Source organism: Nocardioides sp. R-C-SC26, from assembly GCF_021246465.1.
GTDB lineage: Bacteria > Actinomycetota > Actinomycetes > Propionibacteriales > Nocardioidaceae > Nocardioides.
This window is the reverse complement of sequence record NZ_JAHRHK010000013.1, coordinates 99,777-123,230: the sequence shown is the minus strand read 5'-3', so window position 1 is coordinate 123,230 and position 23,454 is coordinate 99,777. Positions and strand designations below refer to the sequence as shown.

Annotated in this window: 23 protein-coding genes; 11 read left to right on the top strand and 12 right to left on the bottom strand. The window is 70.5% G+C overall.

The window, feature by feature from the left end; genetic code table 11:
* Nucleotides 1-27 precede the first annotated feature (27 nt).
* The 3 genes from KSO97_RS13035 to KSO97_RS13025 are packed head-to-tail and all read right to left on the bottom strand — an operon-like array spanning nucleotide 28 to nucleotide 4,701.
* Nucleotides 28-1,734, bottom strand: coding sequence for an FAD-binding dehydrogenase (locus tag KSO97_RS13035; protein WP_232679549.1), 1,707 nt, complete (start codon nucleotides 1,732-1,734; stop codon nucleotides 28-30).
* Nucleotides 1,712-2,905 (bottom strand): benzoate/H(+) symporter BenE family transporter, encoded by a 1,194-nt coding sequence (locus KSO97_RS13030; protein ID WP_232679547.1) that lies wholly within the window; start codon nucleotides 2,903-2,905, stop codon nucleotides 1,712-1,714. Before KSO97_RS13030 ends, KSO97_RS13035 begins: the two co-directional genes overlap by 23 nt.
* Nucleotides 2,906-2,907: 2 nt before the next feature.
* Nucleotides 2,908-4,701, bottom strand: coding sequence for a biotin carboxylase N-terminal domain-containing protein (locus tag KSO97_RS13025; RefSeq protein ID WP_232679545.1), 1,794 nt, complete (start codon nucleotides 4,699-4,701; stop codon nucleotides 2,908-2,910).
* A 175-nt stretch (nucleotides 4,702-4,876) separates the two neighbouring features.
* On the opposite strand from KSO97_RS13025, the gene KSO97_RS13020 reads away from it, so the two are divergent.
* The 3 genes from KSO97_RS13020 (at nucleotide 4,877) to KSO97_RS13010 (ending at nucleotide 7,280) form a co-directional block, all read left to right on the top strand.
* On the top strand, nucleotides 4,877-5,530 hold the full coding sequence (locus tag KSO97_RS13020) for a hypothetical protein (RefSeq protein ID WP_232679543.1): 654 nt from the start codon (nucleotides 4,877-4,879) through the stop codon (nucleotides 5,528-5,530).
* A gap of 62 nt (nucleotides 5,531-5,592) precedes the next feature.
* Nucleotides 5,593-6,765: an acyl-CoA dehydrogenase family protein gene (locus KSO97_RS13015; RefSeq protein WP_232679541.1), complete on the top strand. Its 1,173-nt coding sequence runs from the start codon at nucleotides 5,593-5,595 to the stop codon at nucleotides 6,763-6,765.
* Nucleotides 6,766-6,809: 44 nt separating this feature from the next.
* Entirely contained in the window at nucleotides 6,810-7,280 is a 471-nt protein-coding gene (locus KSO97_RS13010) for a GtrA family protein (RefSeq protein WP_232679539.1), read from the top strand.
* On the opposite strand, the gene KSO97_RS13005 is transcribed toward KSO97_RS13010, so the two are convergent.
* The 4 genes from KSO97_RS13005 to KSO97_RS12990 all read right to left on the bottom strand — a co-directional run bounded on the left by KSO97_RS13005 (nucleotide 7,250) and on the right by KSO97_RS12990 (nucleotide 10,565).
* Nucleotides 7,250-7,849 carry a nucleoside triphosphate pyrophosphatase gene (locus tag KSO97_RS13005; protein WP_232679584.1) on the bottom strand — a complete coding sequence of 200 codons (600 nt, stop codon included), beginning with the start codon at nucleotides 7,847-7,849 and terminating at the stop codon, nucleotides 7,250-7,252. The genes KSO97_RS13010 and KSO97_RS13005 overlap by 31 nt on opposite strands.
* A 5-nt stretch (nucleotides 7,850-7,854) precedes the next feature.
* Nucleotides 7,855-8,715 (bottom strand): SGNH/GDSL hydrolase family protein, encoded by an 861-nt coding sequence (locus KSO97_RS13000; protein WP_232679537.1) that lies wholly within the window; start codon nucleotides 8,713-8,715, stop codon nucleotides 7,855-7,857.
* Complete coding sequence (locus KSO97_RS12995; protein ID WP_308188303.1) at nucleotides 8,712-8,894, bottom strand: acyl-CoA carboxylase subunit epsilon; 183 nt, start codon at nucleotides 8,892-8,894, stop codon at nucleotides 8,712-8,714. The genes KSO97_RS13000 and KSO97_RS12995 overlap by 4 nt, the downstream gene beginning before the upstream one ends.
* Nucleotides 8,895-8,987: 93 nt before the next feature.
* Nucleotides 8,988-10,565, bottom strand: coding sequence for an acyl-CoA carboxylase subunit beta (locus KSO97_RS12990; protein WP_232679582.1), 1,578 nt, complete (start codon nucleotides 10,563-10,565; stop codon nucleotides 8,988-8,990).
* Between the two features lie 110 nt (nucleotides 10,566-10,675).
* Here KSO97_RS12990 and KSO97_RS12985 point away from each other — a divergent pair, with 110 nt between their 5' ends.
* From KSO97_RS12985 to purE, 5 genes are all read left to right on the top strand, one after another.
* Nucleotides 10,676-11,503, top strand: a complete 828-nt coding sequence (locus KSO97_RS12985) for a biotin--[acetyl-CoA-carboxylase] ligase (RefSeq protein ID WP_232679533.1) — start codon at nucleotides 10,676-10,678, stop codon at nucleotides 11,501-11,503.
* 13 nt (nucleotides 11,504-11,516) lie between these two features.
* A complete protein-coding gene (locus KSO97_RS12980) occupies nucleotides 11,517-12,023 on the top strand; it encodes a PH domain-containing protein (RefSeq protein WP_232679531.1) in 507 nt (168 codons plus the stop codon).
* A 6-nt stretch (nucleotides 12,024-12,029) separates the two neighbouring features.
* Nucleotides 12,030-13,139: an adenylate/guanylate cyclase domain-containing protein gene (locus KSO97_RS12975; RefSeq protein ID WP_232679529.1), complete on the top strand. Its 1,110-nt coding sequence runs from the start codon at nucleotides 12,030-12,032 to the stop codon at nucleotides 13,137-13,139.
* A 72-nt stretch (nucleotides 13,140-13,211) separates the two neighbouring features.
* The gene (locus tag KSO97_RS12970; protein ID WP_232679527.1) at nucleotides 13,212-14,372 is read left to right on the top strand and encodes a 5-(carboxyamino)imidazole ribonucleotide synthase; all 1,161 of its coding nucleotides are present in this window, start codon (nucleotides 13,212-13,214) and stop codon (nucleotides 14,370-14,372) included.
* Nucleotides 14,373-14,382: 10 nt separating this feature from the next.
* Entirely contained in the window at nucleotides 14,383-14,946 is a 564-nt protein-coding gene (purE, locus tag KSO97_RS12965; RefSeq protein WP_232679526.1) for a 5-(carboxyamino)imidazole ribonucleotide mutase, read from the top strand.
* Between the two features lie 20 nt (nucleotides 14,947-14,966).
* Here purE and KSO97_RS12960 read toward each other — a convergent pair whose 3' ends face one another.
* From KSO97_RS12960 to KSO97_RS18355, 3 genes are read right to left on the bottom strand one after another with little or no spacing between them, the layout of a single operon-like run.
* Nucleotides 14,967-15,419: a CoA-binding protein gene (locus KSO97_RS12960; RefSeq protein ID WP_232679524.1), complete on the bottom strand. Its 453-nt coding sequence runs from the start codon at nucleotides 15,417-15,419 to the stop codon at nucleotides 14,967-14,969.
* Nucleotides 15,416-16,288 carry a crotonase/enoyl-CoA hydratase family protein gene (locus KSO97_RS12955; protein ID WP_232679522.1) on the bottom strand — a complete coding sequence of 291 codons (873 nt, stop codon included), beginning with the start codon at nucleotides 16,286-16,288 and terminating at the stop codon, nucleotides 15,416-15,418. Before KSO97_RS12955 ends, KSO97_RS12960 begins: the two co-directional genes overlap by 4 nt.
* A 58-nt stretch (nucleotides 16,289-16,346) precedes the next feature.
* Nucleotides 16,347-17,576 carry an LCP family protein gene (locus KSO97_RS18355; protein WP_232679520.1) on the bottom strand — a complete coding sequence of 410 codons (1,230 nt, stop codon included), beginning with the start codon at nucleotides 17,574-17,576 and terminating at the stop codon, nucleotides 16,347-16,349.
* Nucleotides 17,577-17,967: 391 nt separating this feature from the next.
* Between KSO97_RS18355 and KSO97_RS12945 the strand changes: the two genes are divergently transcribed.
* A complete protein-coding gene (locus KSO97_RS12945) occupies nucleotides 17,968-19,422 on the top strand; it encodes an LCP family protein (RefSeq protein WP_232679519.1) in 1,455 nt (484 codons plus the stop codon).
* A 10-nt stretch (nucleotides 19,423-19,432) separates the two neighbouring features.
* Here KSO97_RS12945 and KSO97_RS12940 read toward each other — a convergent pair whose 3' ends face one another.
* Nucleotides 19,433-20,230: an inositol monophosphatase gene (locus KSO97_RS12940; protein ID WP_232679517.1), complete on the bottom strand. Its 798-nt coding sequence runs from the start codon at nucleotides 20,228-20,230 to the stop codon at nucleotides 19,433-19,435.
* Between the two features lie 109 nt (nucleotides 20,231-20,339).
* Here KSO97_RS12940 and KSO97_RS12935 point away from each other — a divergent pair, with 109 nt between their 5' ends.
* Nucleotides 20,340-21,284: a glycosyltransferase gene (locus tag KSO97_RS12935; RefSeq protein ID WP_232679515.1), complete on the top strand. Its 945-nt coding sequence runs from the start codon at nucleotides 20,340-20,342 to the stop codon at nucleotides 21,282-21,284.
* Nucleotides 21,281-22,180 carry a glycosyltransferase family 2 protein gene (locus KSO97_RS12930; protein ID WP_232679513.1) on the top strand — a complete coding sequence of 300 codons (900 nt, stop codon included), beginning with the start codon at nucleotides 21,281-21,283 and terminating at the stop codon, nucleotides 22,178-22,180. Before KSO97_RS12935 ends, KSO97_RS12930 begins: the two co-directional genes overlap by 4 nt.
* Nucleotides 22,181-22,250: 70 nt before the next feature.
* Here the strand turns inward: KSO97_RS12930 and KSO97_RS12925 are convergent, their stop codons facing one another.
* Nucleotides 22,251-23,342 carry a phosphatase PAP2 family protein gene (locus KSO97_RS12925; protein ID WP_232679511.1) on the bottom strand — a complete coding sequence of 364 codons (1,092 nt, stop codon included), beginning with the start codon at nucleotides 23,340-23,342 and terminating at the stop codon, nucleotides 22,251-22,253.
* Between the last annotated feature and the right edge of the window lie 112 nt (nucleotides 23,343-23,454).

Sequence of the window (23,454 nt, the reverse complement as noted above, 5' to 3'; positions counted from 1 at the left end):
ATCAAGACGGGTCAACGCCGAGGGGCCTCAGAGCCGGGCGACGGCCCGGCCGGCGGCCCGGCCGGAGAAGATGCAGCCGCCGAGGAAGGTCCCCTCGAGTGCGTTGTAGCCGTGGACGCCGCCTCCGCCGAAGCCGGCGACCTCGCCGGCCGCGTACAGCCCGGGCACCCGCCCGCCACCGGGAGCGATCGCCTGTGCGTCGAGGTCGGTCTCGATCCCGCCGAGGGTCTTGCGGGTCAGGATGTTGAGCCGGACGGCGATGAGCGGGCCGTGATCGGGGTCCAGGAACCGGTGCGGCTTGGCGACCCGGACGATCTTGTCGGTGCGCGAGCGGCGGGCGTTGGCGATCAGCATGAGCTGGGCGTCCTTGGAGAAGTCGTTGCCGGTCTCCCGGTCGCGCGCCTCGATCATGGTGCGGATCTGCTCGACGTCGAGCTGCGGCCCACGCGCGATCTTGTTCATGCCCTCGACGAGCTCGTCGAGGGTGTCGGCCACCACGAAGTCCTCGCCGTGCTGCTTGAACTTCTCCACCGGCTCCGGCGCGCCCTTGGCCAGGCGCGCCTTGAGAAGCACCTTGATGTCCTTGCCGGTGATGTCGGGGTTCTGCTCCGAGCCCGAGAGGGCGAACTCCTTCTCGATGACCGTCTGGGTGGTGATGAACCAGGAGTAGTCGTAGCCGGCGGCGAGGATCTCCCGCATGGTGCCCAGATTGTCGCAGCCGGGGTAGTTCGGCGCGGCGAACCGCTGCCCGGTGGCGTCGAGCCAGAGCGAGGAGGGGCCGGGAATGATCCGGATGGCGTGGGCGGGCCAGATCGGGTCCCAGTTGTGGATGCCTTCGGTGTAGTGCCACATCCGATCGCGATTCACCAGTCGGGCGCCGGCGTTCTCGGAGATCGCGAGCATCCGACCATCGACGTGGGCGGGCACGCCGCTGATCAGGTGCTCCGGTGCCGGGCCCATGCGGTCGACCGGCCACGTCTCGCGCACCAGATCGTGGTTGCCGCCGATGCCGCCCGAGGTGACGATGACCGCCGGCGCGCTGAGCTCGAACGAACCGACGACGTCGCGGTTGGAGGCGAAGCCGCGCTCGGAGTCGTCGGGGGCGAGGGTCGCACCCCGGACGCCGGTGACGGCGCCGTCCTCGACGATCAGCTTGTCGACGCGGTGCCGGAACGCGAAGGTGACCAGGCCCTTGGCCTCGGCCGCCTCGACGGGCTCGCGGAAGACCCGCACCACCTCGGGTCCGGTGCCCCAGCTGAGGTGGAAGCGCGGCACGGAGTTGCCGTGGCCCTGTGCGCTCGCGGCTCCTCGCTCGGCCCAGCCGACCATCGGCAGCACCTTCAGGCCGAGGGCGCGCAGGTAGTCGCGCTTCTCGGTCGCCGCGAAGCGGACGTAGGCCTCGGCCCACTGCCGGGGCCAGTGATCCTCGCCGGGCTGGTCGGCGGTGCCCTCGGTGCGATCGAACTGGGCCGAGCCCTGCCAGTCCTGCCAGGCGAGCTCGAAGGAGTCCTTGATGCCCATCCGGCGCTGCTCGGGAGAGTCGACGTAGAACAGACCGCCGAGGGACCAGAAGGCCTGGCCGCCGAGGTTGTGGCGGTTCTCCTGATCGAGCACCAGGACCCGCTTCCCGGCGAGCGCGAGCTCGTGGGTGGCGACGAGCCCGGAGAGGCCTGCTCCGACGACGATGGCGTCGAAGGTGGTGGAGTCCAGATCAGAGGCGGTGGCGTCGGTCACGGGGTGAGGCTATCCGCATCACGCCCATCAGGAGGCCGCCGGCGACGAGCGCCCAGAACGCGGCGCCGATTCCGGCCAGCGTGAGGCCCGACGCGGCGACCACAAGCGTGAGCGCGGCAGGCTCGCGGCTGCGCTCCTCCGCGAGAGCCGACGTCGCGGCGGAGGCGAAGGTGCCGAGCAGCGCGAGGCCCGCCACCGCGGTGATCACGCCGGACGACGTCGCGGCGACGGCGGTGATCGCCGCGGCCGTGAGGCCGAGCACGAGGTAGGAGACACCGGTCGAGACACCGGCGATCCAGCGACGTCGCGGATCCTCGTCGGCGGTCGGGCCGGCGGCCAACGCCGCGGAGATGGCCGCGAGGTTGATCGAGAAGCCGCCGGCGGGCGCTGTCAGCACCGTGGCGACACCCGCGACGCCGAGGGCCGGTCGCAGCGGGGCCTGATAGCCGAAGGAGCCGAGCACGGCGACGCCCGGGATGTTCTGGCTGGTCATCGTGACCAGGTAGAGCGGAACTCCGATCGCGACCATCGTCAGCGGATCGAAGGTGGGAGAAGTCCAGGTCAGCGACGGCGTCAGCATGCCGGCGTCGAGGGAGCCGAGCGCGCCATCGAGCGCGATCACCACCAGAGCGACGGCGAACGCCGCCGGTACCGCCCACCTGCGGGCCAGACGCTGCATGACCAGCCAGGTCGCCAACACCGGCGCGATCACAGCGGGGTCGTCGGCGAGGGCGCGGAACGGAGCGACGCACAGGGTGAGCAGCACCCCGGCCAGCATCGCGTTCGCCAGCGGCGCAGGGATCGCCCGGACGGCGTCGCCGAGCGGGCGTACGGCGGCGGTCAGCAGATAGAGCAGCCCCGCCACGACGAACGCCCCCACGGCGTCGGCGTACCCGCCGTCGGGGATGGTGGCGCCGGCGAGCAGCGCCGCGCCGGGGGTCGACCAGGCCATGGTGACCGGTGTCCGGGTGGTCCAGGACAGCAGCACGCAACCGATGCCCATCGTCACCGAGAGCACGAGCAGGCCCGACGAGGCCTCGTCGGGGCTGGCGCCCATCGCGGCGAGCCCGGTCAGCACCACCGCGAAGGACGACGTGAAGCCGACCACCGCCGTGATGACTCCGGCGATGATCGGCTGTGCACGCGATGCCCGGCGTCGCGGGCCGGACACGGTCAGTCCTTGAGTTCGCAGATCACAGCGCCGTTGGTGACAGTCTCACCGACGGTCGCGGCCAGGCCGGTGACGGTGCCGGCCTTGTGCGCCTTGAGCGGCTGCTCCATCTTCATCGCCTCGATGACCACGACGGTGTCGCCCTCGGCGACGGTCTGGCCCTCCTCGACGACGACCTTGACGACCGTGCCCTGCATCGGGCTGGTGACGGCGTCGCCCGACGCGGCCGCGCCGGCCTTCTTGCCGCCGGCGCGCTTGGGCTTCTTGCCGCCAGCGCCTGCGGTCGGACCGCTCGCCAGACCGCCGAGACCACCGGGCAGGACGACCTCGACCCGCTTGCCGCCGACCTCGACGACGACCTTCTGCCGCTCACCGGCCTCCTCGGCCTCGGCGGAGTCGCCGGAGAACGGCTCGATCTGGTTGTCGAACTCGGTCTCGATCCACTGCGTGTAGACGTCGAAGGAGCCCTCGCCGGTCGGGTTCGAGGCGCCGACGTAGGCGGGGTCGTTGAGCACCGCGCGGTGGAACGGGATGACGGTCGGCATGCCGTCGACCTCGAACTCCTCCAGGGCACGGCGCGAACGCTCGATGGCCTGGGTGCGGTCGCGACCGGTGACGATGAGCTTGGCGATCAGCGAGTCGAACGAGCCCGGGATGGTCTGGCCGTTCTCGTAGCCGCCGTCGACGCGGACGCCAGGCCCCTGGGGCGGCGTCCAGGCGGAGAGCGTGCCGGGGGCGGGCATGAAGTTGCGGCCGCCGTCCTCGGCGTTGATCCGGTACTCGATGGAGTGTCCACGGACCTCGGGGTCGCCGTAGCCGAGCTCCTCGCCCGCCGCGATGCGGAACATCTCGCGCACGAGGTCGATACCGGTGACCTCCTCGGAGACGCAGTGCTCCACCTGCAGGCGCGTGTTGACCTCGAGGAAGGAGATGGTGCCGTCCTGTGCGACGAGGAACTCGCACGTGCCGGCTCCGTAGTAGCCGGCCTCCTTCAGGATGCGCTTGGAGGACTCGTAGAGCTCGGTCATCTGGGCGTCGGTGAGGAACGGCGCCGGTGCCTCCTCGACGAGCTTCTGGTTGCGGCGCTGGAGCGAGCAGTCGCGCGTGGAGACGACGACGACGTTGCCGTGCTGGTCGGCCAGGCACTGGGTCTCGACGTGGCGTGGCTTGTCGAGGAACTTCTCCACCAGGCACTCGCCGCGACCGAACGCCGTGACGGCCTCGCGGACCGCCGACTCGTAGGCGTCGGGGATCTCCTCGATCGTGCGGGCGACCTTGAGACCGCGACCACCGCCGCCGAAGACGGCCTTGATCGCCACCGGGAGGCCGTTGGCCTTGGCGAACTCCACGACCTCGTCGGCGTCGGCGACGGGGTCCTTGGTGCCCGGCGCGAGCGGCGCCTTGGCCTTGTCGGCGATGTGCTTGGCCTTGGCCTTGTCACCGAGCGCCTCGATGGCGGCCGGCGGCGGGCCGATCCAGATCAGCCCGGCGTCCATCACGGCCTGGGCGAAGTCGGCGTTCTCGGCCAGGAAGCCGTAGCCGGGGTGCACCGAGTCGGCGCCGGCCTGCTGGGCGACCGCGATGATCTTGGCGATGTCGAGGTAGGACTCGGCAGGCGTCGCGCCCCCGAGGGAGTAGGCCTCGTCGGCCATGCGCACGAAGATGGCGTCGCGGTCGGGCTCGGCGTAGACCGCCACGCTTCCGATGCCGGCGTCCTTGCACGCCCGGATGACCCGGACGGCGATCTCGCCACGGTTGGCGATCAGGACCTTCTGCAGCGGCTTGACGTCGGGCACGGGTGCTCCTGCTTCCTGGTGCGACGAGCGCTTGCTCGCCGAGCGTGCTGGGGGTGGAGTCCGGCGACTCCCGGGGCAGGCTATCGGCACTCGGTGGATCGCTCGGCAGGTGGCTCTCGTCGTGGACGAGAGGCCCCGCGTTCTCGTGCGGGCACTCCGTTCTATGCTCGCCGACGTGTCCGAGTACCAGCAGGAGCGCAAGGGTTTCTGGCACGAGGCCGACGGCCGCGGCACCTCGGAGGCCATCGCTCTCGAGGCGTGGGCGCGCGCGGCCCATCCGATCCTGGAGGAGGCGGCGCAGCGCTACCACGCCGTCGTCGAGGACCACGTGCTCGCCGAGCAGGTGCAGGTCGAGTCCGGCATCCGCACGACCAGGCATTTCGACAAGTGGCTCGTGAAGGTACTCGTGCCGCTCGCCGCACTCCACGAGCGGGACGGCTACCCGCTGCTCGCCGCGCTGGTGGTCGACGGCAACGGGTGGGTGGGCGAACGCCATGACGACGTGCTGCGGGCGCTGAGCCGCCCGATCCCGGGTGGTGTGGCCGTGCGGGAGCAGCAGGCCGCCCACGATCGTCTCGCGTGTTACCAGTGGGCAGGCTCGGCCCCCGAGGACGGCGGCGTGGCCGCACCCGTCGCGCTCCGCGCCGGCGGTCGGGCGCGGAGGGCCGCGAGCGGCTCGACGTCCGCTGCGGGACGCGCCCCGCGGGCGTCCCGGGAGCCGAGGCCCGCCAAGCCGGCACGGGTCGCCGCGACCGACCGGCCCGTGACGATCTGTCCGCGCTGCTTCATGGCGCTCCCGGCCACGGGTGTGTGCGACACCTGCGACTGAGGCCGCGCAACGACCGCCCGCCGTGGTTAACAATCGCTAACCATCGGGCTAGGCTCGCCGCCATGACCTATGAGTTGTCGCCCGAGCACGAGGCGTTCCGGCGCAGCGTGCGGGAGTTCGCCGAGGCCGAGATCGCTCCGCATGCGGCGCAGTGGGACCGGGACCACCACTTCCCGGTCGACGTCGTGCAGCAGATGGGCGACCTCGGTCTCTTCGGACTCACGGCTCCCGAGGAGTTCGGCGGTGCCGGCGAGGACGGCGACTTCACCAGCCTGTGCGTGGCGATCGAGGAGTTGGGCCGCGTCGACCAGTCGATGGGCATCACGCTGCAGGCCGGTGTCGGCCTCGGCATCAACCCGATCCTCACCTACGGCACGCGCGCTCAGCAGGAGACGTGGCTGCCCGACCTGGTGGCCGGGCGCACCCTGGCCGGATTCGGGCTCACCGAACCTGGTGCGGGTTCCGACGCCGGCGCCACCCGCACCCGTGCCGAGCTCGACGGCGGGGAGTGGGTCGTCAACGGGGCCAAGCAGTTCATCACCAACTCGGGCTCCAGCATCACCAGCCTGGTCAACATCACCGCCCGTACCGGCACGCGCGACGACGGCCGCCCGGAGATCAGCACGCTGATGATCCCCAGCGGCACGCCGGGATTCGTCGCGGAGAAGGCCTACGACAAGCTCGGGTGGCACGCCTCCGACACCCATCCGCTGGCCTTCTCGGACTGCCGCGTGCCGGAGGAGAACCTGCTCGGCGAGCGGGGACGCGGCTACGCGCAGTTCCTCGCCACCCTCGACGACGGGCGCGTCGCGATCTCGGCGCTGAGCGTCGGCTGCCTCCAGGCCTGCCTGGACATGTGCGTCACCTACGCGGGCGAGCGTCAGACCTTCGGCGGTCCGATCGGCCGCAAGCAGGGCGTCGCCTTCCAGATCGCCGACATCGCGGTGATGCTCGAGGCGAGCCGACTGCTCACCTATCGCGCCGCCGCGATGAAGGACGCCGGGGCGCCGTACCGGCAGTTCAAGCAGGCGGCCTCGATCGCCAAGGTCTACGCCACCGAGTCGGCGGTGACCGCCACCCGGATCGCCACCCAGGTCTTCGGCGGCTACGGGTTCATGGAGGAGTACCCGGTCGCGCGGTTCTACCGCGACGCCAAGGTGCTCGAGGTCGGCGAGGGAACCTCCGAGGTCCAGCGCATGCTGATCGCGCGGGGACTCGGCCTGCCCGTGGAATGAGTGCCTGTCGGATCCCACGCGCCCGATAGGGGAGGATCGGCTGCGTGAGCGACCGGTGGAAGCGACTTCTGGGCGAGGTCTGGCGGTTCTTCGCCGTCGCCCAGGCCGCCACCTGGGTGTCGTTCCTGCTCTTCAACGTGCTCGTGCACGGATGGGTGGTCGGCGACGCGCTGATGCCGCAGCACGCTTTGACGGCCTACGTGCTGGCCAACAGCGTCGGCATGGTGATCAGCTATCACGGCGCGCGGGGATGGGTCTTCCCGCATCGTCCGCCGCGTCAGGCCGACGGCGGGTGGACGGCCTACGTGATCATCAACCTGGCAGCGATGGCGTTCCCGGTCTCGTGCCTGGCGCTGAGTCGTCACGTGCTCGGCCTGGAGTCGGCACTGGCCGACAACGTCTCAGCGAACCTCGTCGGTCTCGTGCTCGCGTTCGGGGCGCGGTTCTACCTGTTCCGTCGGTTCGTGTTCCGCCGGCCCGAGGGTCATAGCGCCCAGAGATCCGTCCAGGTGTAGCCGAGCTCGCGCACCAGGTCGCGCAGCAGCGGCAGACTCACGCCGACCACATTGTGATGGTCGCCGTCGATGCGTCGCACGAACGCCCCGCCGAGGCCGTCGATCGTGAACGATCCCGCGACGTGCAGCGGTTCGCCGGTGGCGACGTAGGCGTCGATCTCGTCGTCGTCGACGACGGCGAACTCGACCGTCGTCGAACCGGTGCTCACGACCTCCTGGCCCGACGTCGTGTCGATCAGGCAGTGCCCCGAGTGCAGCACGCCGGAGCGCCCGCGCATCTGGCGCCACCGCGCCGTCGCCGTCGCGGCATCGCCGGGCTTGCCGAGTGCCTCGCCGTCCAGCTCGAGCACCGAGTCGCAGCCCAGCACCAGCGCGCCGCGGGGGACGTCGGGGCGCGAGGCCACGGCCTGCGCTTTGAGCCGGGCGAGCCCGGGCGCGAGGTCGCGGGGGGCCTCGCCGTCCAGCACGCTCTCGTCGACGCCGGACACGATGACCGCCGGATCCAGTCCCGCGCGACGCAGCGTCGCCAGGCGAGCCGGTGAGGCGGAGGCGAGCACGAGCGACGTCACCGCACTCACAGGTCGGCCTCGATGAGTTCGGCGACGGCGGTCATGAACGCCGGGAGCGGGTGGAACGGGGCCGCGCCGTCCTTGGCCTTGAACTGGCCGTTGACCCACGGTTCGGGGGAGCAGATGGTGTGATCCGCGCTCGCCGTCCAGATGTCGACGAATCCGATGTCGGCGCTCTCGGCGGCGCTCCTGATCGTCTGGTCGATCTGCTCGTTGAGCCCCCGGGCCCACGGGTAGTCGCGCCGGGCGATCGGCAGCTGCCCACGGCACACGCCGTCTTCGGGCACCACCTGCGGGTAGCCGACCGCGAGGATCGTGGTGTCGGGGAACCGAGAGCGCAGCTCGGAGAATGCCGCGCGCAGGTTCACGCCCATGGAGACGATGCGCTCGCCCATGTCGAAGTCGGCCGCCCGGTCGGCATCGGCGCACGGCGTCCCGTCGGGGTCCTCGACGCCCAGGGCCGAACAGCCGCTGAGCGCGAGGCCGGAGATGTCGTGGTCGTTGCCGCCGATGCCGATCGTGATCAGCTCGGGGTCGACGTCGCTCAACGCGTTGCCCTGGGGCGGAACGGTGGTGAAGTCGCCGAACTCCTGCTCGACGACGAGGTCGGCGGTCTTCGCGCCGCTGCAGCTCACGTCGACCAGCCGCAGGCCGGTGGCCTCGGACACCAATCGCGGGTAGTTGGCCAGCGACCGGCCGCAGTGCGGCTTGCCGTCCTGCGGCTCCAGTCCCAACCCCGCGGTGTAGGAGTCGCCGAGGGCCACGTAGAGGCCCGGTTCGACCGGGGTGTCGTCGCCGCACGCCGCGAGCGTCGCAGTGGCGGCGACCAGGATCGCCGCCACGCTCCAGCGCGCGGGGATTCTCATCGCGGCAGACCGCTGCTCCGCCAGCCGCCGACGCCGTGGTGCAGCGTCTGGCGCGCGAGACGCGCCGGGTGGTTCCACTGCGGACGCCGCGGCGGCGCGGACGGCGCACCGCCACCCATCGCGCTGAACAGCGCGACGATGGTCGCGATCTCCTCGGGCGTCGCATCCGGGTTCACGATGCGCAGCAGGGGAGCCGCNCAGGGGAGCCGCCGAGACCTCGGTGGTCTCGGCGGCGGCCTCGCTTGCGGCGGTGTCGCCGGCGTCGGGGTTCGTCACAGCGGGATGTTCCCGTGCTTCTTCGCCGGCAGGGTGGCCCTCTTGGTGCGCAGCAGCCGCAGCGCGCGAACGATCTCGACCCGCGTCTCGTGCGGCTGGATGACCGCGTCGACGTAGCCACGCTCAGCGGCGATGTAGGGGTTGGCCAGCGTGGTCTCGTACTCGTCGATCAGCTCGGCGCGCTTGGCCTCGACGTCGCCGCCGTCGGCCTCGATGGCGGCCAGGGTCTTGCGGTGCACGATGTTGGCCGCGCCCTGGGCCCCCATAACGGCGATCTGCGCGGTCGGCCACGCCAGGTTGATGTCCGCGCCGAGGTGCTTGGAACCCATCACGTCGTACGCGCCGCCGTAGGCCTTGCGGGTGATGACGGTGACGAGCGGGACGGTCGCCTCGGAGTAGGCGTAGATCAGCTTGGCGCCGCGGCGGATGATGCCGTTCCACTCCTGGTCGGTGCCCGGGAGGAAGCCGGGGACGTCGACCACGGTCAGGACCGGGATGTTGAAGGCGTCGCAGAAGCGGACGAAGCGCGCGGCCTTCTCCGAGGCGTCGATGTCGAGGGTGCCGGCGAACTGCATCGGCTGGTTGGCCACGACGCCGACCGGGGATCCCTCGACCCGGCCGTAGCCGATGATGAGGTTGGGGGCGAAGAGCTCCTGGACCTCGAGGAACTCGCCGTCATCGAGGATGGCGGTGAGCACGTCGTGCATGTCGTAGGGCTGGTTCGCGCCGTCCGGAATGATGGTGTCCAGCGCCCGGTCCTCGTCGGTGACCTCCAGGATCGGGTCCTCGGGGAAGGTGGGGAGCTCGTCGAGGTTGTTCTGCGGGAGGTAGGACAGCAGCGCCTTGACGTACTCGATCGCGTCCTCCTCGTCGGAGCCCATGTAGTGGGCGTTGCCCGACTTGGTGTTGTGCGTGCGAGCGCCGCCGAGGTCCTCCATCGAGACGTCCTCGCCGGTGACGGTCTTGATCACGTCGGGACCGGTGATGAACATCGCCGAGGTCTGGTCGACCATGATCGTGAAGTCGGTGACGGCGGGGGAGTAGACGTGGCCGCCCGCGCAGTTGCCCATGATCATGCTGATCTGGGGGATGACGCCGGAGGCGTGGACGTTGCGGCGGAAGATCTCGCCGTAGAGGCCGAGGGAGACCACGCCCTCCTGGATGCGGGCGCCGGCGCCTTCGTTGATGCCGATGATCGGGCAACCGGTCTTGATGGCGAGGTCCATGACCTTGGTGATCTTCTCGCCGTAGACCTCGCCGAGCGAGCCGCCGAAGACGGTGAAGTCCTGGGAGAACACGCAGACCTGGCGCCCGTCGATCGTGCCGTAGCCGGTGATGACGCCGTCGCCGTAGGGGCGGGTCTTCTCCAGGCCGAAGGCAGTGGAGCGGTGTCGCGCGAGCTCGTCCAGCTCGACGAAGGATCCCTCGTCGAAGAGCATCTCGATGCGCTCGCGGGCGGTCTTGCGACCCTTGGCGTGCTGCTTCTCCACGGCCTTGGCGGAGCCGGCGTGCACGGCCTCGTCGAGACGTCGCTCGAGGTCGGCGAGCTTGCCCGCGGTGGTGTGCAGGTCGATGCCGGCGTCCTCTGAGGGGACGTCGGTGCCTTCTCCTGGCTGTGCGCTCACTGTCGTATTGCTCCGCTCGTTCCTTGGCCTACCGAGTTCGGTAGGACAGGCTAGTGCGCGTGACCTCGGACTCTGCCGCGCGCCCACCCCTCGATAGTTCGCGCCTCATCGACGGCGACCCGGCCCTGATGCCGGAGTTGAGTGTCGAGGTGGTGCAGGTCGTCGCATCGACCAACGCGGCCCTGGCGGATCGTGCCCGTGCTGCCGACCTCGCTGACACCCCCGACGGGCTGGTGCTGGTCGCCGAACAGCAGGAGCGGGGACGCGGTCGCCTCGATCGCACCTGGGAGAGCCCGGCGCGCGCCGGACTGACCTTCTCGATGCTGGTGCGGCCCACGGTGCCGACCCGGGCGTGGCCCTGGCTTCCGCTGCTCGTCGGCTACGCGGTCGACAAGGTGCTCAAGGCGCGCGGCCTCGACGCCGGTCTGAAGTGGCCTAACGACGTGCTCGTCGGCGAGGAGAAGGTGGCGGGTCTCCTGGTCGAGCGGATCGAGACGCCCCAGGGGCCGGCCGCGGTCGTCGGGGTCGGGCTGAACGTCTCCCAGACCCGCGAGGAGCTGCCGGTCCCGCACGCCACGTCGGTCGAGCTGGCGCTCGGCGAGCCGGTCGACCGCACCGACCTGCTCATCGAGATCCTCAACGCGATCCGGGAGGCGTTCGACGCCTGGGAGGCCGGTGGTGACGACGGTGGCATGCGCCTGGCCGAGTCCTACGCCGCCGCCTGTCGCACGGTCGGCCAGCGGGTACGCGTCGACCTGCCGGGGGGCGCGGTGCTCGAGGGTGAGGCGGTCGCGATCGACCCGGCCGGGCAGCTCGTCGTCGACGTCGACGGTGTGAGGCACGCAGTTTCGGCGGGCGATGTGATGCACGTGCGTGCCACGAGGTGAGAGGCTGCTCGCCGTGGTCATCTCCCAGAAGCTGCTGAATCCCGGCGAAGAGATCCTGGTCAGCACCCGCACCCATGCCAAGGTGCTGATCCTGCCGATCATCACGCTCGCGCTGCTCCTCGCAGCCGGCGTCCTCTTCCAGATCAAGATCGACAACGGCACCGCCCAGTTGGTGGTGTGGGGCGTCATCGGCGTGTTGATCCTGTGGCGCGTCGTCGGGCCGTTCCTGGTCTGGCTGACCGCGTCCTACACGATCACCAACCGCCGCCTCATCACGCGGCACGGTGTCATCACCCGTCGCGGTCACGACATCCCCCTGGGCCGCATCAGCGACGTCGCCTACGAGCGGGATCTGATCGACCGGGTGCTCGGATGCGGCACCCTCGTCGTCAGCGACGCCTCGACCAACGGTCAGGTGCTGATCTACGACATCCCGCGGGTCGAGGAGACCCAGCGCGAGCTCAACCAGCTGCTGCACCGTCTCCACGGAGGCGAGACGCGGACCCACGAGGGACACTGAGCCCCGGTGGTCCCCGAACCCACCGATCGCCCGCCGGAGCCGTCGGCGACGGCGGACGAGGCTCCGCTCGTTCCCGTCTCGGTCGACCCGCTCGCCTCCGAGCTCCTCGCCGCCTCGGCCTCGGGAGCGCGGGCCGCGGATACGGCCGAGGCCGTCAGCGACCTGACCCGGGCGATCCTGGGTGAGGATCCTGTGCTCACCGCGGCCGAGGTCGCCGCGGTCGCAGGACTCAGCGTCGACCAGGCGCGCAGGCTCTGGCGGGCTCTCGGGTTCCCCGAGGGCGAGGGCGCCCGCCTCTACACCTCCTCCGACGCCGAGGCGCTGGCGACCCTGGTCTCCTCGGTGCACCGAGGGCTTCTCGACTTCGATCTCGCCGTGGCGGTCACCCGGGCCCTGGGCCAGACGATGGCGCGGCTGGCCGACTGGGAGGCCTCGGCGCTGGTGCACCGCATCGAGGAGCTGCACGAGGCGGAGTCGGACGGATCGGAGGAGAGCACGCCCGAGCGCGTCGCGCTCCGGATGTTCTCCGAGCTCGGGATGCCCTTCGAGGAGCTGATGATCTACGCGTGGCGGCGACACCTCGGGGCTGCTGCCGCCCGGATCGTGGGGCTCAGCGACGTCGATCCGCACACCATCGAGCTCACCGTCGGCTTCGCCGACCTGGTGAGCTTCACCGCGCTCAGCAACGAGCTGTCACGCGAGCGGATCGGCGACCTCGTCGAGCTCTTCGAGTCCCGCTGCGCCGACGTCGTCGCCGGGCAGGGCGGCCGCGTGATCAAGAGCATCGGCGACTCCGTGCTGTTCGTGAACGACGATCCGATCCGGGCCTACGACACCGCTGAGGGCATCATCGCGGTGATCGGGCGCGACCCGCGGATGCCCGACGTGCGGGTCGGTCTGGCCAGCGGATCGGTCGTGACCCGCCTCGGGGACGTCTTCGGCCCGCCGGTGAACATGGCGTCGCGGCTGACCCACGTCGCACGGCGCAACCGGATCATCGTCGACGCCGCCCTCGCCGCGCTGCTGCCGGACGACCAGTTCGAGTCCCGGCTGCTCCCGGCGCGTCCGGTGCGCGGCTTCGGAATCGTCGAACCGGTGGCCGTGCGGCGGATCTGAGGTCCGCGGGCGGCCGGCGCTGACCCACTCACCGGGTACGTGGACCTCAGACGGCTCCTCTACCCTTCCTCCGTGCCCGACCTCGCGCCCACCGTCGCCGTCATCGGCGGCGGCCAGCTCGCCCGGATGATGGCCGAGCCCGCCGCGGCGTTGGGCATCCCGCTGAGACTCCTCGCCGAGGCGCCCGGTGTCTCGGCCGCGCAGGTGATCCCTGATCAACGCATCGGCGACCACACGGTGCTGGCCGACCTGCGCAGCGTGACCGACGGCGCGGCCGCGGTCACCTTCGATCACGAGCACGTGCCGACCGAGCACCTGCGCGCCCTCGCCGCCGACGGCGTCGCGGTGCGCCCGGGCCCGGATGCCCTGGTGCACGCGCAGGACAAGGCCGTGATGCGTGAGGCCGTCGAACGCCTCGGGCTGCCGAACCCGCGTCATCGGGTGGTCGCGACGGTCGAGGAGGTCTCCGGTTTCGGCTTCCCGTGCGTGCTCAAGACGACGCGGGGCGGTTACGACGGGAAGGGCGTGTGGGTCGTCCACGACCCGTCCGAGTGCGTCGAGCCCTTCGCGGTCGCCGAGGCGGCCGGGGTTCGGATCCTCGCCGAGGAGCTGGTCGACTTCCGTCGCGAGCTCTCGGCTCTCGTGGCTCGGTCGCCGAGCGGGCAGGCGGCCGCCTACCCGGTGGTGGCCTCGACGCAGCTCGACGGGATCTGTCACGAGGTCATCGCCCCCGCGCCCGAGCTCGACGAGTCGCTCGCCGGGCAGGCCCAGCAGATCGCGCTCACGATCGCCGGCGCGCTCGACGTCACCGGTGTCCTCGCGGTGGAGCTCTTCGAGACCCGCGACGGGCGCATCCTGATCAACGAGCTCGCCATGCGGCCCCACAACACCGGGCACTGGACGCAGGACGGCGCCGTCACGTCCCAGTTCGAGAACCATCTGCGCGCGGTGCTGGACCTGCCACTCGGCTCGCCGACCCCCCGCGCGAGGTGGACCGTGATGGTCAACATCCTCGGTGGGCCCGACACCGGCGTCGGGCGTCTCTACGACGGCTACCCGCACGCTCTGGCGCGCGACCCGCACCTGCGTGTGCACCTGTACGGCAAGGAACAGCGCCCGGGCCGCAAGGTCGGGCACGTCAACGCCTACGGCGACGACCTGGACGACTGCCTCGAGCGTGCCCGGCACGCGGCGGCGTGGTTCCGGGGCGACCTGGGCAACGAGAGCGAGTGAGGTGACCGCCATGGTCGACGCAGTCGAGGCCTCCGGCAGCAGCGCTGCCGGGAGTGGGGACGTGGCCCCGCGAGTCGGCATCGTGATGGGCTCGGACTCCGACTGGCCCGTCATGAAGCTCGCCGCGGAGGCCCTCGCCGAGTTCGGCATCGCCTACGAGGCGGACGTCGTCTCCGCTCACCGGATGCCCGCCGAGATGATCGCCTACGGCGAGGAGGCCGCGAGCCGCGGACTGTCGGTGATCATCGCCGGAGCCGGCGGCGCCGCGCACCTGCCCGGCATGCTGGCCGCGGTGACGCCGTTGCCGGTGATCGGTGTCCCCGTCCCGCTCAAGTACCTCGACGGCATGGACTCGCTGCTCTCGATCGTGCAGATGCCGGCCGGCGTCCCTGTCGCCACGGTCGCCATCGGCGGCGCCCGCAACGCCGGCCTGCTCGCCGTCCGGATCCTGGCGGCAGCCGACCCCGGATTGCAGCAGCAGATGGTCGAGTTCCAGGCCGGGCTCAAGGCGGCGGCCCAGGAGAAGGGCTCGGCCGTGCGCGGCGAGGCCGGCGGTCGCCGCCTCGGCTTCTGACCGAGCCCCCAGGGTCTTCGTCAGGAGGGGCCCGACCGACGCCACTCGATGGCGGGGCAGGTGTCCATCACCATCGGCACGCCCGCGGACGTCGTGCGTGCGAACGCGTCGGCGTCGATGACGCCGAGCTGGAACCACACCGCCCGTGCGCCGACGTCCACGGCCTGGTCGGCGAACTCGCCGGCGGATTCCGAGCGCCGGAACACGTCGACGACGTCGATCGGGAACGGCACGTCGGCGAGCGTCGCGTAGCCGGTCTCGCCGAGCACGGTCGGCGCGGCCGGGTGGATCGGCACGATCCGCTTGCCGCGCGACTGCAGGAGCGCGGCGATCGAGTACGCGGTGCGCGAGGAGTCGTCGGACAGGCCCACGATCGCCCACGTCTGACAGTCGTCCAGCATGAACCGCACGACGTCGGGGTGCTGCCACTCGGTCGTCGAGACCGGGCCGGGTGTGGAGGCGGGCGTACTCATGAGGGGAGAACGCGGGGCAGCTGCGAAGCCTTCCCGGTGAACCGCGGTGCCCGCTTCTCCAGGAACGCGGCCACCCCCTCCTTGCCGTCGCCGACCGAGGTGTGCCACATCGCCACCGAGTCGGCGAGGTGGGCCTCGAGCGGGTGTGCGGCGGCGCTGCCGCTGTAGAGCAGCTGCTTGGCGAGGCCGAGCGCGACCGGTGAGCGGTCGACGACGAACGAGCGCGCCAGCTCGTAGGCCGCCGGCAGCAGGTCCTCGGGCTCGTGGACCGAGCGCACCAGGCGGCCCGCGAGGGCCTGGTCGGCGGTGAGGATGTCGGCGGAGTAGACCCACTCGAGGGCCTGCTGGATGCCGACGATGCGTGGCAGGAACCAGGTCGAGGCCGCCTCGGGCACGATGCCCAGCCGTCCGAAGACGAAGCCGATCCGGGCCTGGGTCGAGGCCAGGCGGAGATCCATCGCGAGTGTCATCGTGGCCCCGATGCCGACGGCCGGCCCGTTGATCGCCGCGATCACCGGCTTGGGCAGCGCGTGGATGGCGAGCGTCACCTTGCCGCCGGTGTCGCGCACGCCGTCGTCGTAGGCGGGATCCTCGAAGTGCTCTCGCAGGGTCTCCGGGGTCACCTCGAGCGACTCGTCGAGCCCGAAGACGTTGCCCTCGGCGCTGAGGTCCATTCCGGCGCAGAACGCGCGGCCCTCGCCGGTCACCACGACGGCGCGTACGTCGTCGTCCCACGCGTCGGTGGTGAAGACGGCATACAGCTCGCGCGCCATCGTCAGGTCGAAGGCGTTGAGCGCGTCGGGGCGGCTCAACCGCAGCGTGGCGATGCCGTCGGCATCGACTGACCAGTCCAGGGTCTCGTAGCTCATGTCGTCCTTCGTGGTCGTCGGCCCGGTGCCGGGCCGGACTCGTTCGGGCGGTGAGTGGTCACCGCACGATGCCGTTGCCCGTGCACTGGCGGCGGGTGATCCGGTCGGTGTCGTCGGCCTTGATGGCGTCGAAGATCGGTTGGGCGCGGTCGGTGTCCCAGGTCTCTGCGGAGAGGTCGGTCACCGGCATCGTGCAGGTCAGGCCGACGTGGGTCATCGCCCACGCCCACCTCATCGCGTCGAGCTTGGAGGTGTCCTTGCCGAAGACGAAGAAGTTCGGCACGGCCTTGTTCAGGTCCCACCAGCGGAACGGATTGAGCACGGTCCAGGGCGAGAGCACCTTGTCGCCGATCGCGGCGACGACCTCGCGCTGACGTCGGACCCGTTCGAGGTCGCCGTAGGCGGAGAACTTGCGCGAGCGCGAGTAGGCCAGCGCCACTCGGCCGTCGACGGTCTGGCAGCCCTTGCGGATGTTGAGGCCGGCGAAGGGATCCTTGATGCGTTCGCGCGGGCAGACGTCGATGCCGTCGACGGCATCGACCACGTCGGCGACGCCGCCGAGACCGATCTCGACGTACTTGTCGATCCGGATGCCCGTCTCGTTCTCCAGGGTCTGGACCAGCAGTTTCGCGCCGCCACGCGGGTAGGCGGAATTGATCTTGCTCGCGCCGTAGCCGGGAATGTCGACGATGGAGTCGCGTGGCACCGAGAGCAGCACGTTCGGCCCTGATCCGCTGTGCAGGATCATGATGGTGTCGGTGAGCTCCGAGGTCGGGTTGCCGGTACGGAATCGCCGGCGCTCCTCGGCGCTGAGGCCCTTGCGGGAGTCGCTGCCGACCAGCAGATAGGTGGTGCCGTCCTGCTCAGCCGGGCGGTCGCCGACCGGTTCGAAGGCGCGTTGGTCGGCGCTGCTCCACGTGACGAACGGCACGGTGACCACGAAGATCACCCAGACGAGCAGCAGCACCAGCACCGACCGGATCCAGAACCGCGGACGTCGCAGCCGCCGGAGCAGCGGGTTCCCGCCGCCACCACCACGGCCGGCCCCCGCCGGCGCCGGCATCGGGGCCGGCGGCTGGTGCTGTGGGGGGACGGCCTGCCGCGGCACGGTGTCGCGCGGGCGTGCGGGGCCAGCCTCTCCGTCGCGGGGCTGGACGCGGATCGCCCGGGTGGGGTCTGCCGGAGGAACCGATCCATCAGGGGCACTCGGTCTGGCCGACTCGGCGTTCTTGCCGTAGAGCCACCCGAACTCCGACCCGTGGCCGGTTGCTCGGCGATCATCTGACACGGTCCAACGCTACATCGTCTCGGTTGTGTGACTTCCGACCGCAGGCACCAGTCAGCGGGCGAAGTCGCTATCCGCCGGTGACGAACCATCCGATGGTGACTACTAGGGCATACACCAGAAAGAGAATGACCGGAATGAGCATGATCATGCACCCGCATGAGATAAGTGCGTTACCCACAATGTGCCTCTCGTATGGCCAGACATATATGTTCCCATCGTAGGGCAGCCCTTCCCCTTTCGTCGTGTCTTCTCGCGTTGCGCTTGTTGAGTTCTGCGGTGCTATGTAGGTCGATGCTGTCACTCGTCGGCGCGTCGTGACGCATGTGACGACTGAGCCTGGTGATACTTGCCGACAGTTTCTGCGTCCTTCCCCAGCAGAGAGTGATCCATCGTGACCCCCGACAGCCGTCCCGTGCGTCATCCTGCGAGCTCGCCGACCTCTCCGGCCTCCGAGCGCGCCGCGCGCGTCCGCTTCCGTCGCGCACTCTCGCTGATGGCGATGACGCTGATCGCGCCGGGCACCGCGCAGATCGCCGCCGGCAACGCGAAGGTCGGCCGGGCCGCGTTCCGGATCTGGCTGGGTGTGCTCACGGTGGCGTTCTCGGTGCTCCTCGTCGTCCTCGTCCACCGTGAGTTCGCGCTCTGGCTGGTGACCAACACCGCCGTCCTGGGATGGCTCAAGCTCGCGCTCATCGTGGGAGCGATCGGGTGGGCGCTGCTCTTCCTCGATGCCTGGCGCCTGGGCCAGCCGCTCTCCTTCGGCCTCCGCGAGCGCCGCGCCGCCGTCGGCATCAACGGGATCCTCTGTTTCAGCGTGGCGGGCACGTTGCTGTTCGGAGCCCACATCGTCGGCGTCCAGCGCGACTTCATGGTCACGATGTTCGGCGACGGATCCGCGTCCGCGGCGAACCACGGGCGCTTCAACGTGCTGCTGATGGGCGGCGACTCCGGCGCGGGTCGTTGGGGGCTCCGCCCCGACTCGATGACGGTCGCCTCGATCGATGCCGAGACCGGCCGCACGGTGCTCATCGGCCTGCCGCGCAACATGATGAACTTCCCGTTCGCGCCCGGGTCGGTGATGGCCGAGCAGTTCCCGAACGGCTTCGACTGCGAAGGCTGCATGCTCAACGGGGTGAGCACGTGGGCAGGCGACAACACCGAGCTGTTCGGGAAGTCCAAGAACCCCGGCGTCGACGCCACCATCATGGCGGTCGAGGGCATCACCGGCCTCACCATGAACTACTGGGCGATGGTCAACCTCCAAGGCTTCAAGGACCTGGTCGATGCCGTCGGCGGCGTCACGCTCACCGTGCGCCAGTCCATCCCCGTCGGTGGTCTCGGGTCCGACGTCACCGGCTACATCGACCCGGGCACGCGCAAGCTCAACGGGTTCGAGACGCTCTGGTACGCCCGCGCCCGCGAGGGGTCCGACGACTACTCGCGGATGGCGCGCCAGAAGTGCGTGATGAACGCGATGCTCGAGCAGATCAGCCCGCAGAGTGCGCTGCGCAACTTCTCCCAGATCGCCAAGGCGTCGGCCGCAATGATCTCGACCGATCTGCCGGGTTCCGAGGTCGACCGCTTCATCTCCCTGGCGCTGAAGGCGCGGGGGCAGAAGATCTCCACGGTCTCCCTGGTTCCGCCCCTGGTGAACACCTCGGCGCCCGACATCGCGCTGATCCAGACCAAGGTCGCCGAGGCGATCGACCGCGCCGAGGGGAACGCGCCGAAGTCGCCCACGACCCGACGGACGAAGAAGGACGCCGCGGTGACGGGCGGCTCGATCGGTTCGCTGTCCACCGGATACGCCGCCAACCAGGCCGAGGACCTCGACGCGACCTGCTGACTCGCCGAGTTCAGCCGCGTAGCCACTCCGCCGCGGCCAGCCGCTCCAGGACGACGTCGACGGTGGCGGCATCACGCGCCACCACCAGAGGGCCGATGACCTCGTCGCGGGGCTGGTACGGCGCGCCGTCCAGATGCGCGGCCGCCCCGCCCGCCTCGGTGACGAGCAGGCTGCCGGGAGCGTGGTCCCACGGCTTGAGGCCCCGGTACAGCACGTAGTCGGCCTCGCCGGAGAGCAGCCGGGGGTAGTCCACACCGCAGCAGGCCCACGTGATCTCCAACGGCGCGAGCCCGTCGCCCTGCTCGCGGACCCAGGGCCAGCGCGAGGTCACGCCGCGCCACGACGCCGGGTCGGGCGGCGTCGGAGCGGCTGTCAACCTCACGGCGTTGCAGAAGGCGCCGCTGCCCCGCTCGGCGACGTAGGTCGCGGCCCACTGCGGCTGGTAGATCCAGCTGCGGACCACGGCGCCGTCGCGCAGCTCGGCGACCATCACGGCGTGATCGGGCGACCCGTGCACGAAGTTGCGGGTGCCGTCGACCGGGTCGACGGTGAAGGCGTGGGCAGCGTCGCGATAGCGGTGCATCACGCGCGGGTCGGCCGCATGCGCCTCCTCGCCGAGCACCACGGCATCGGGGTAGGCCGCCTGCAGCGCCGCCGTCAGGAGCACCTCGGCCTCGCGGTCGGCCACCGTGACCAGGTCGCCCGGGTTCTTCTCGTCCACCTCGCCGTCGGCGAGGGCCCGGAACCTGGGCGTGATCACGTCGGCGGCCACCTCGTGCAGCAGCGCCGTGATCGCGTCGGTCTCCACACGACCACCGTAGACGTCGGGAGGCGCGGGTCGCGCCTCGGGATCCGTCGGCCTGGGCGCACCCCGCGCGCCCGGCGCAGCGCGTCAGCGCTTCCCCTAGGGTTGCGCCGTGTCCACCGCCCCCGCATCCCGGCCGAGCCGGATCGCCGCGGTGGTCGTCACCTTCAATCGGCAGCCACTGCTCCAGCGACTGCTGGCGCGGCTGGCCGAACTGGACGCCGTCAGCGAGGTGATCGTCGTCGACAACGCCTCCACCGACGGCACGTCGGCCTGGTTGACGACGACGGCCGCCTCGCCCGACAGCCGCGTGGTGGCCCTGACGCTCGAGACCAATCGCGGCGGCGCCGGCGGGTTCGAGGTCGGTACCCGGACCGCCGTCGAGCGCGGCGCCGACCTGGTGTGGCTGATGGACGACGACGGTGTGCCCGACCCCGACTGTCTCGACCGACTCCTGGAGCGGTCCGGTGATCTCGACTTCTGGGGCCCAGCCGTGCTCGCCGAGCAGGATCCCTCGCGACTCTGCTTCCCGATCCGTCTGCCGGGCGGCACCCGGGTCGTCCACGCGATGGCCGACGTCGAGCGCGCCGCCGCCCAGGGCAACGGGCTGATCGAGGGCGTCGTGATCCCCTTCAACGGCGTGCTGGTGACGCGCGACCTGGTGATGCGCATCGGGGTGCCGCGCGGTGAGCTCTTCATCTGGGGCGACGACGTGGAGTACCTCTGGCGTGCCCAGCGCGCCGGTGCCCGGATCGCCACGGTCGTCTCGGCCCACTTCCAGCATCCGGCGACCGACGACCTCGGTACGCCGATGATGTTCGGCCGCACCACCTACAACCACACGGCGAGCCAGCTCAAGCACTACTGCATGGCGCGCAACAACACCGTCAACCTGCGCACCTACCGGGGGTGGCCCTTCGTGCTGCTGTTCTGGCTGAAGACGATGTGGTTCTACCTGTTCACCCGACCCCAGCCCGCGCGGATCGCGATGAGCGCGCGCGCGGCTGTCGCCGGTCTGCGGGGCGACTTCACCGGACACACGAGGTACCTGACATGAGTGAGGCGGCCCCGGGGTCGACCACCGAACGCGTCGCCGTCGTCGTGGTGACCTACAACCGCGCCGACCTGCTCGCCGCGATGCTGCCTGCCCTGGCCGCCTCGGAGCGGCTGCCCGACGCGGTGATCGTGGTGGACAACGCGAGCACCGACCACACGCCGTCCGTGCTGGCCGCCGCGACGAACCCGGGCCTGCAGGTGATCCGCACCGAGGAGAACCTCGGGGGAGCGGGTGGTTTCCACCGGGGTATGCAGACCGCCCACGAGCAGGGGTTCGACCGCGTCTGGCTGATGGACGACGACGTGCTCCCGGCGCCGGACTGCCTCACCCGCCTGCTCGAGCACGACCTGCCAGCGTTGATGGCGGTGCGGGAGAACCGCGCGGGAGAACTGTGCGAGAAGGCCGCGACCCGGTTCGACCTGGCCAACCCATTGGCGATCCGGCCCAAGACGGCGATGGTCGAGACCGATTTCGGGCGTCGTGACGCCATGCCCGAGCTGGTGCCGTTGGAGAACGTGGCGTTCGAGGGCTTCCTGGTGCGACGCGACGTCATCGACGCGATCGGTCTGCCCGACCCGAGCTTCTTCATCTTCTACGACGACGTCGACTACGCCGTCCGCGCTCGACGAGCCGGATTCACCGTCCATGCCGTCCGCGACGCCGTCCTGGTGCGGCAGCTGGACTTCGACCAGCAGCACGACCTGGCGGGATGGAAGGGGTACTTCATGTACCGCAACCTCTTCGTCGTCCACTTCCGGCACGGGGAGAACGCCGCGGTGCGGTTCAAGCCGTGGCTGATCGCCCTGGTCGTCGCCGTGCTCAGCCCGCTGCGCGGCGGCCGCGCCGAGGCCCGCAACGTGCTGCGCGCCGTCCGCGACGCGCGCCGGATGCGCTGACGGGACGACGCGCCGACCGGCCCGCGATGCGGTCCCGGGTCGCGGACCGGCCGTCTCGGACCGTTCCGCGTCAGCGTGGGGCCGACGTCGAGGGCGTCAGGTCGTGGTCGGTGGTGTCGAGCTGCGGGCGGAGGCCGACGTGATTCCCCGTGACCATGGCGGCCAGCCAGACCGTGACCGACCCGACGGCCGCGCCGCCGATCACGTCGATGAAGAAGTGCCACCCGAGGTACAGCGTGGCGATCACGGTCAGCCCCAGGAACACCCAGGCCGTGACACGGATCCACTTCGCGAGGCGGAAGTAGGTCACCATCAGGCAGATCGTGACCATGATCCCGGTGTGCAGGGACGGGAACGCTGCGATGGTCTGCAGCGTGTGTGCACCGAAGCGATCGGCCCAGACAGCCACGCGCTCGTCCCACATGGAGTCGGCCAGCGCGGTGTTGTAGGTGTCGGGGAGGCTCGAGAAGTCCGCCGCGCCTGCGGTGTTGCCGTTGCGCTCCATGTAGATGGGCCCCACCGAGGGGAACATGATGTAGACGGCGGCACCGAGCAGCCAGTCGAACGCCAGCGCGGTGACGTACCAGGAGCCCGCGCGGGTGTGCCGGGTCCAGACGAGCGCGATCGCGATGCTGACCGGCACCAGGGCGATCCAGATGAAGTAGACGGCGGAGAAGAAGTGCGCCGCCCATCCGGTGCCGAACAGGTGATGCATCACCGTCGCCGGGTCGTGGCCGAACCACAGTTCGCGGTCGAGGCGGGCGAACTCGTCGTCCCAGTTCTTGCCGTTGATGAACGGCGCCATGCTCTTGAGGTTGCGGAACGCCGCGTAGCAGACGTACCAGGCGGTCACGCCTCCGATGGCGAACACCCAGTGCGACCGTGGCCAGCGCTCTCGCATGATGTCGCGCCAGACCTGAGGCACCGACGAGATCGATGTCCGGCAACGCCACACGAGTCGGGGCACGACGTCGAGTGCGATCGCACCCAGCACGATGGCGGGGAAGCGGATGTATCCCGGGATGAACGCATCGGGATCACGCATCGGCAGTTCGCGGATCGCGGCGAAGACGACCATCGCCACGACCATCGCCAAGCCCGCAGCCCACGCTCCCGCGAAGTTGCGCTCCAGGAGAGCGCGGACAGAACCTGACTGTTGCACGGAGACAGGGTAGACGCAGGAACCGTCGCGGCAACGATCTGCGCGGGTGTGGTCTGAACCTCATGGTGGCCGACGCCACCGCGTGCCAGAGCCACGGAACGCTCCTCTCGAC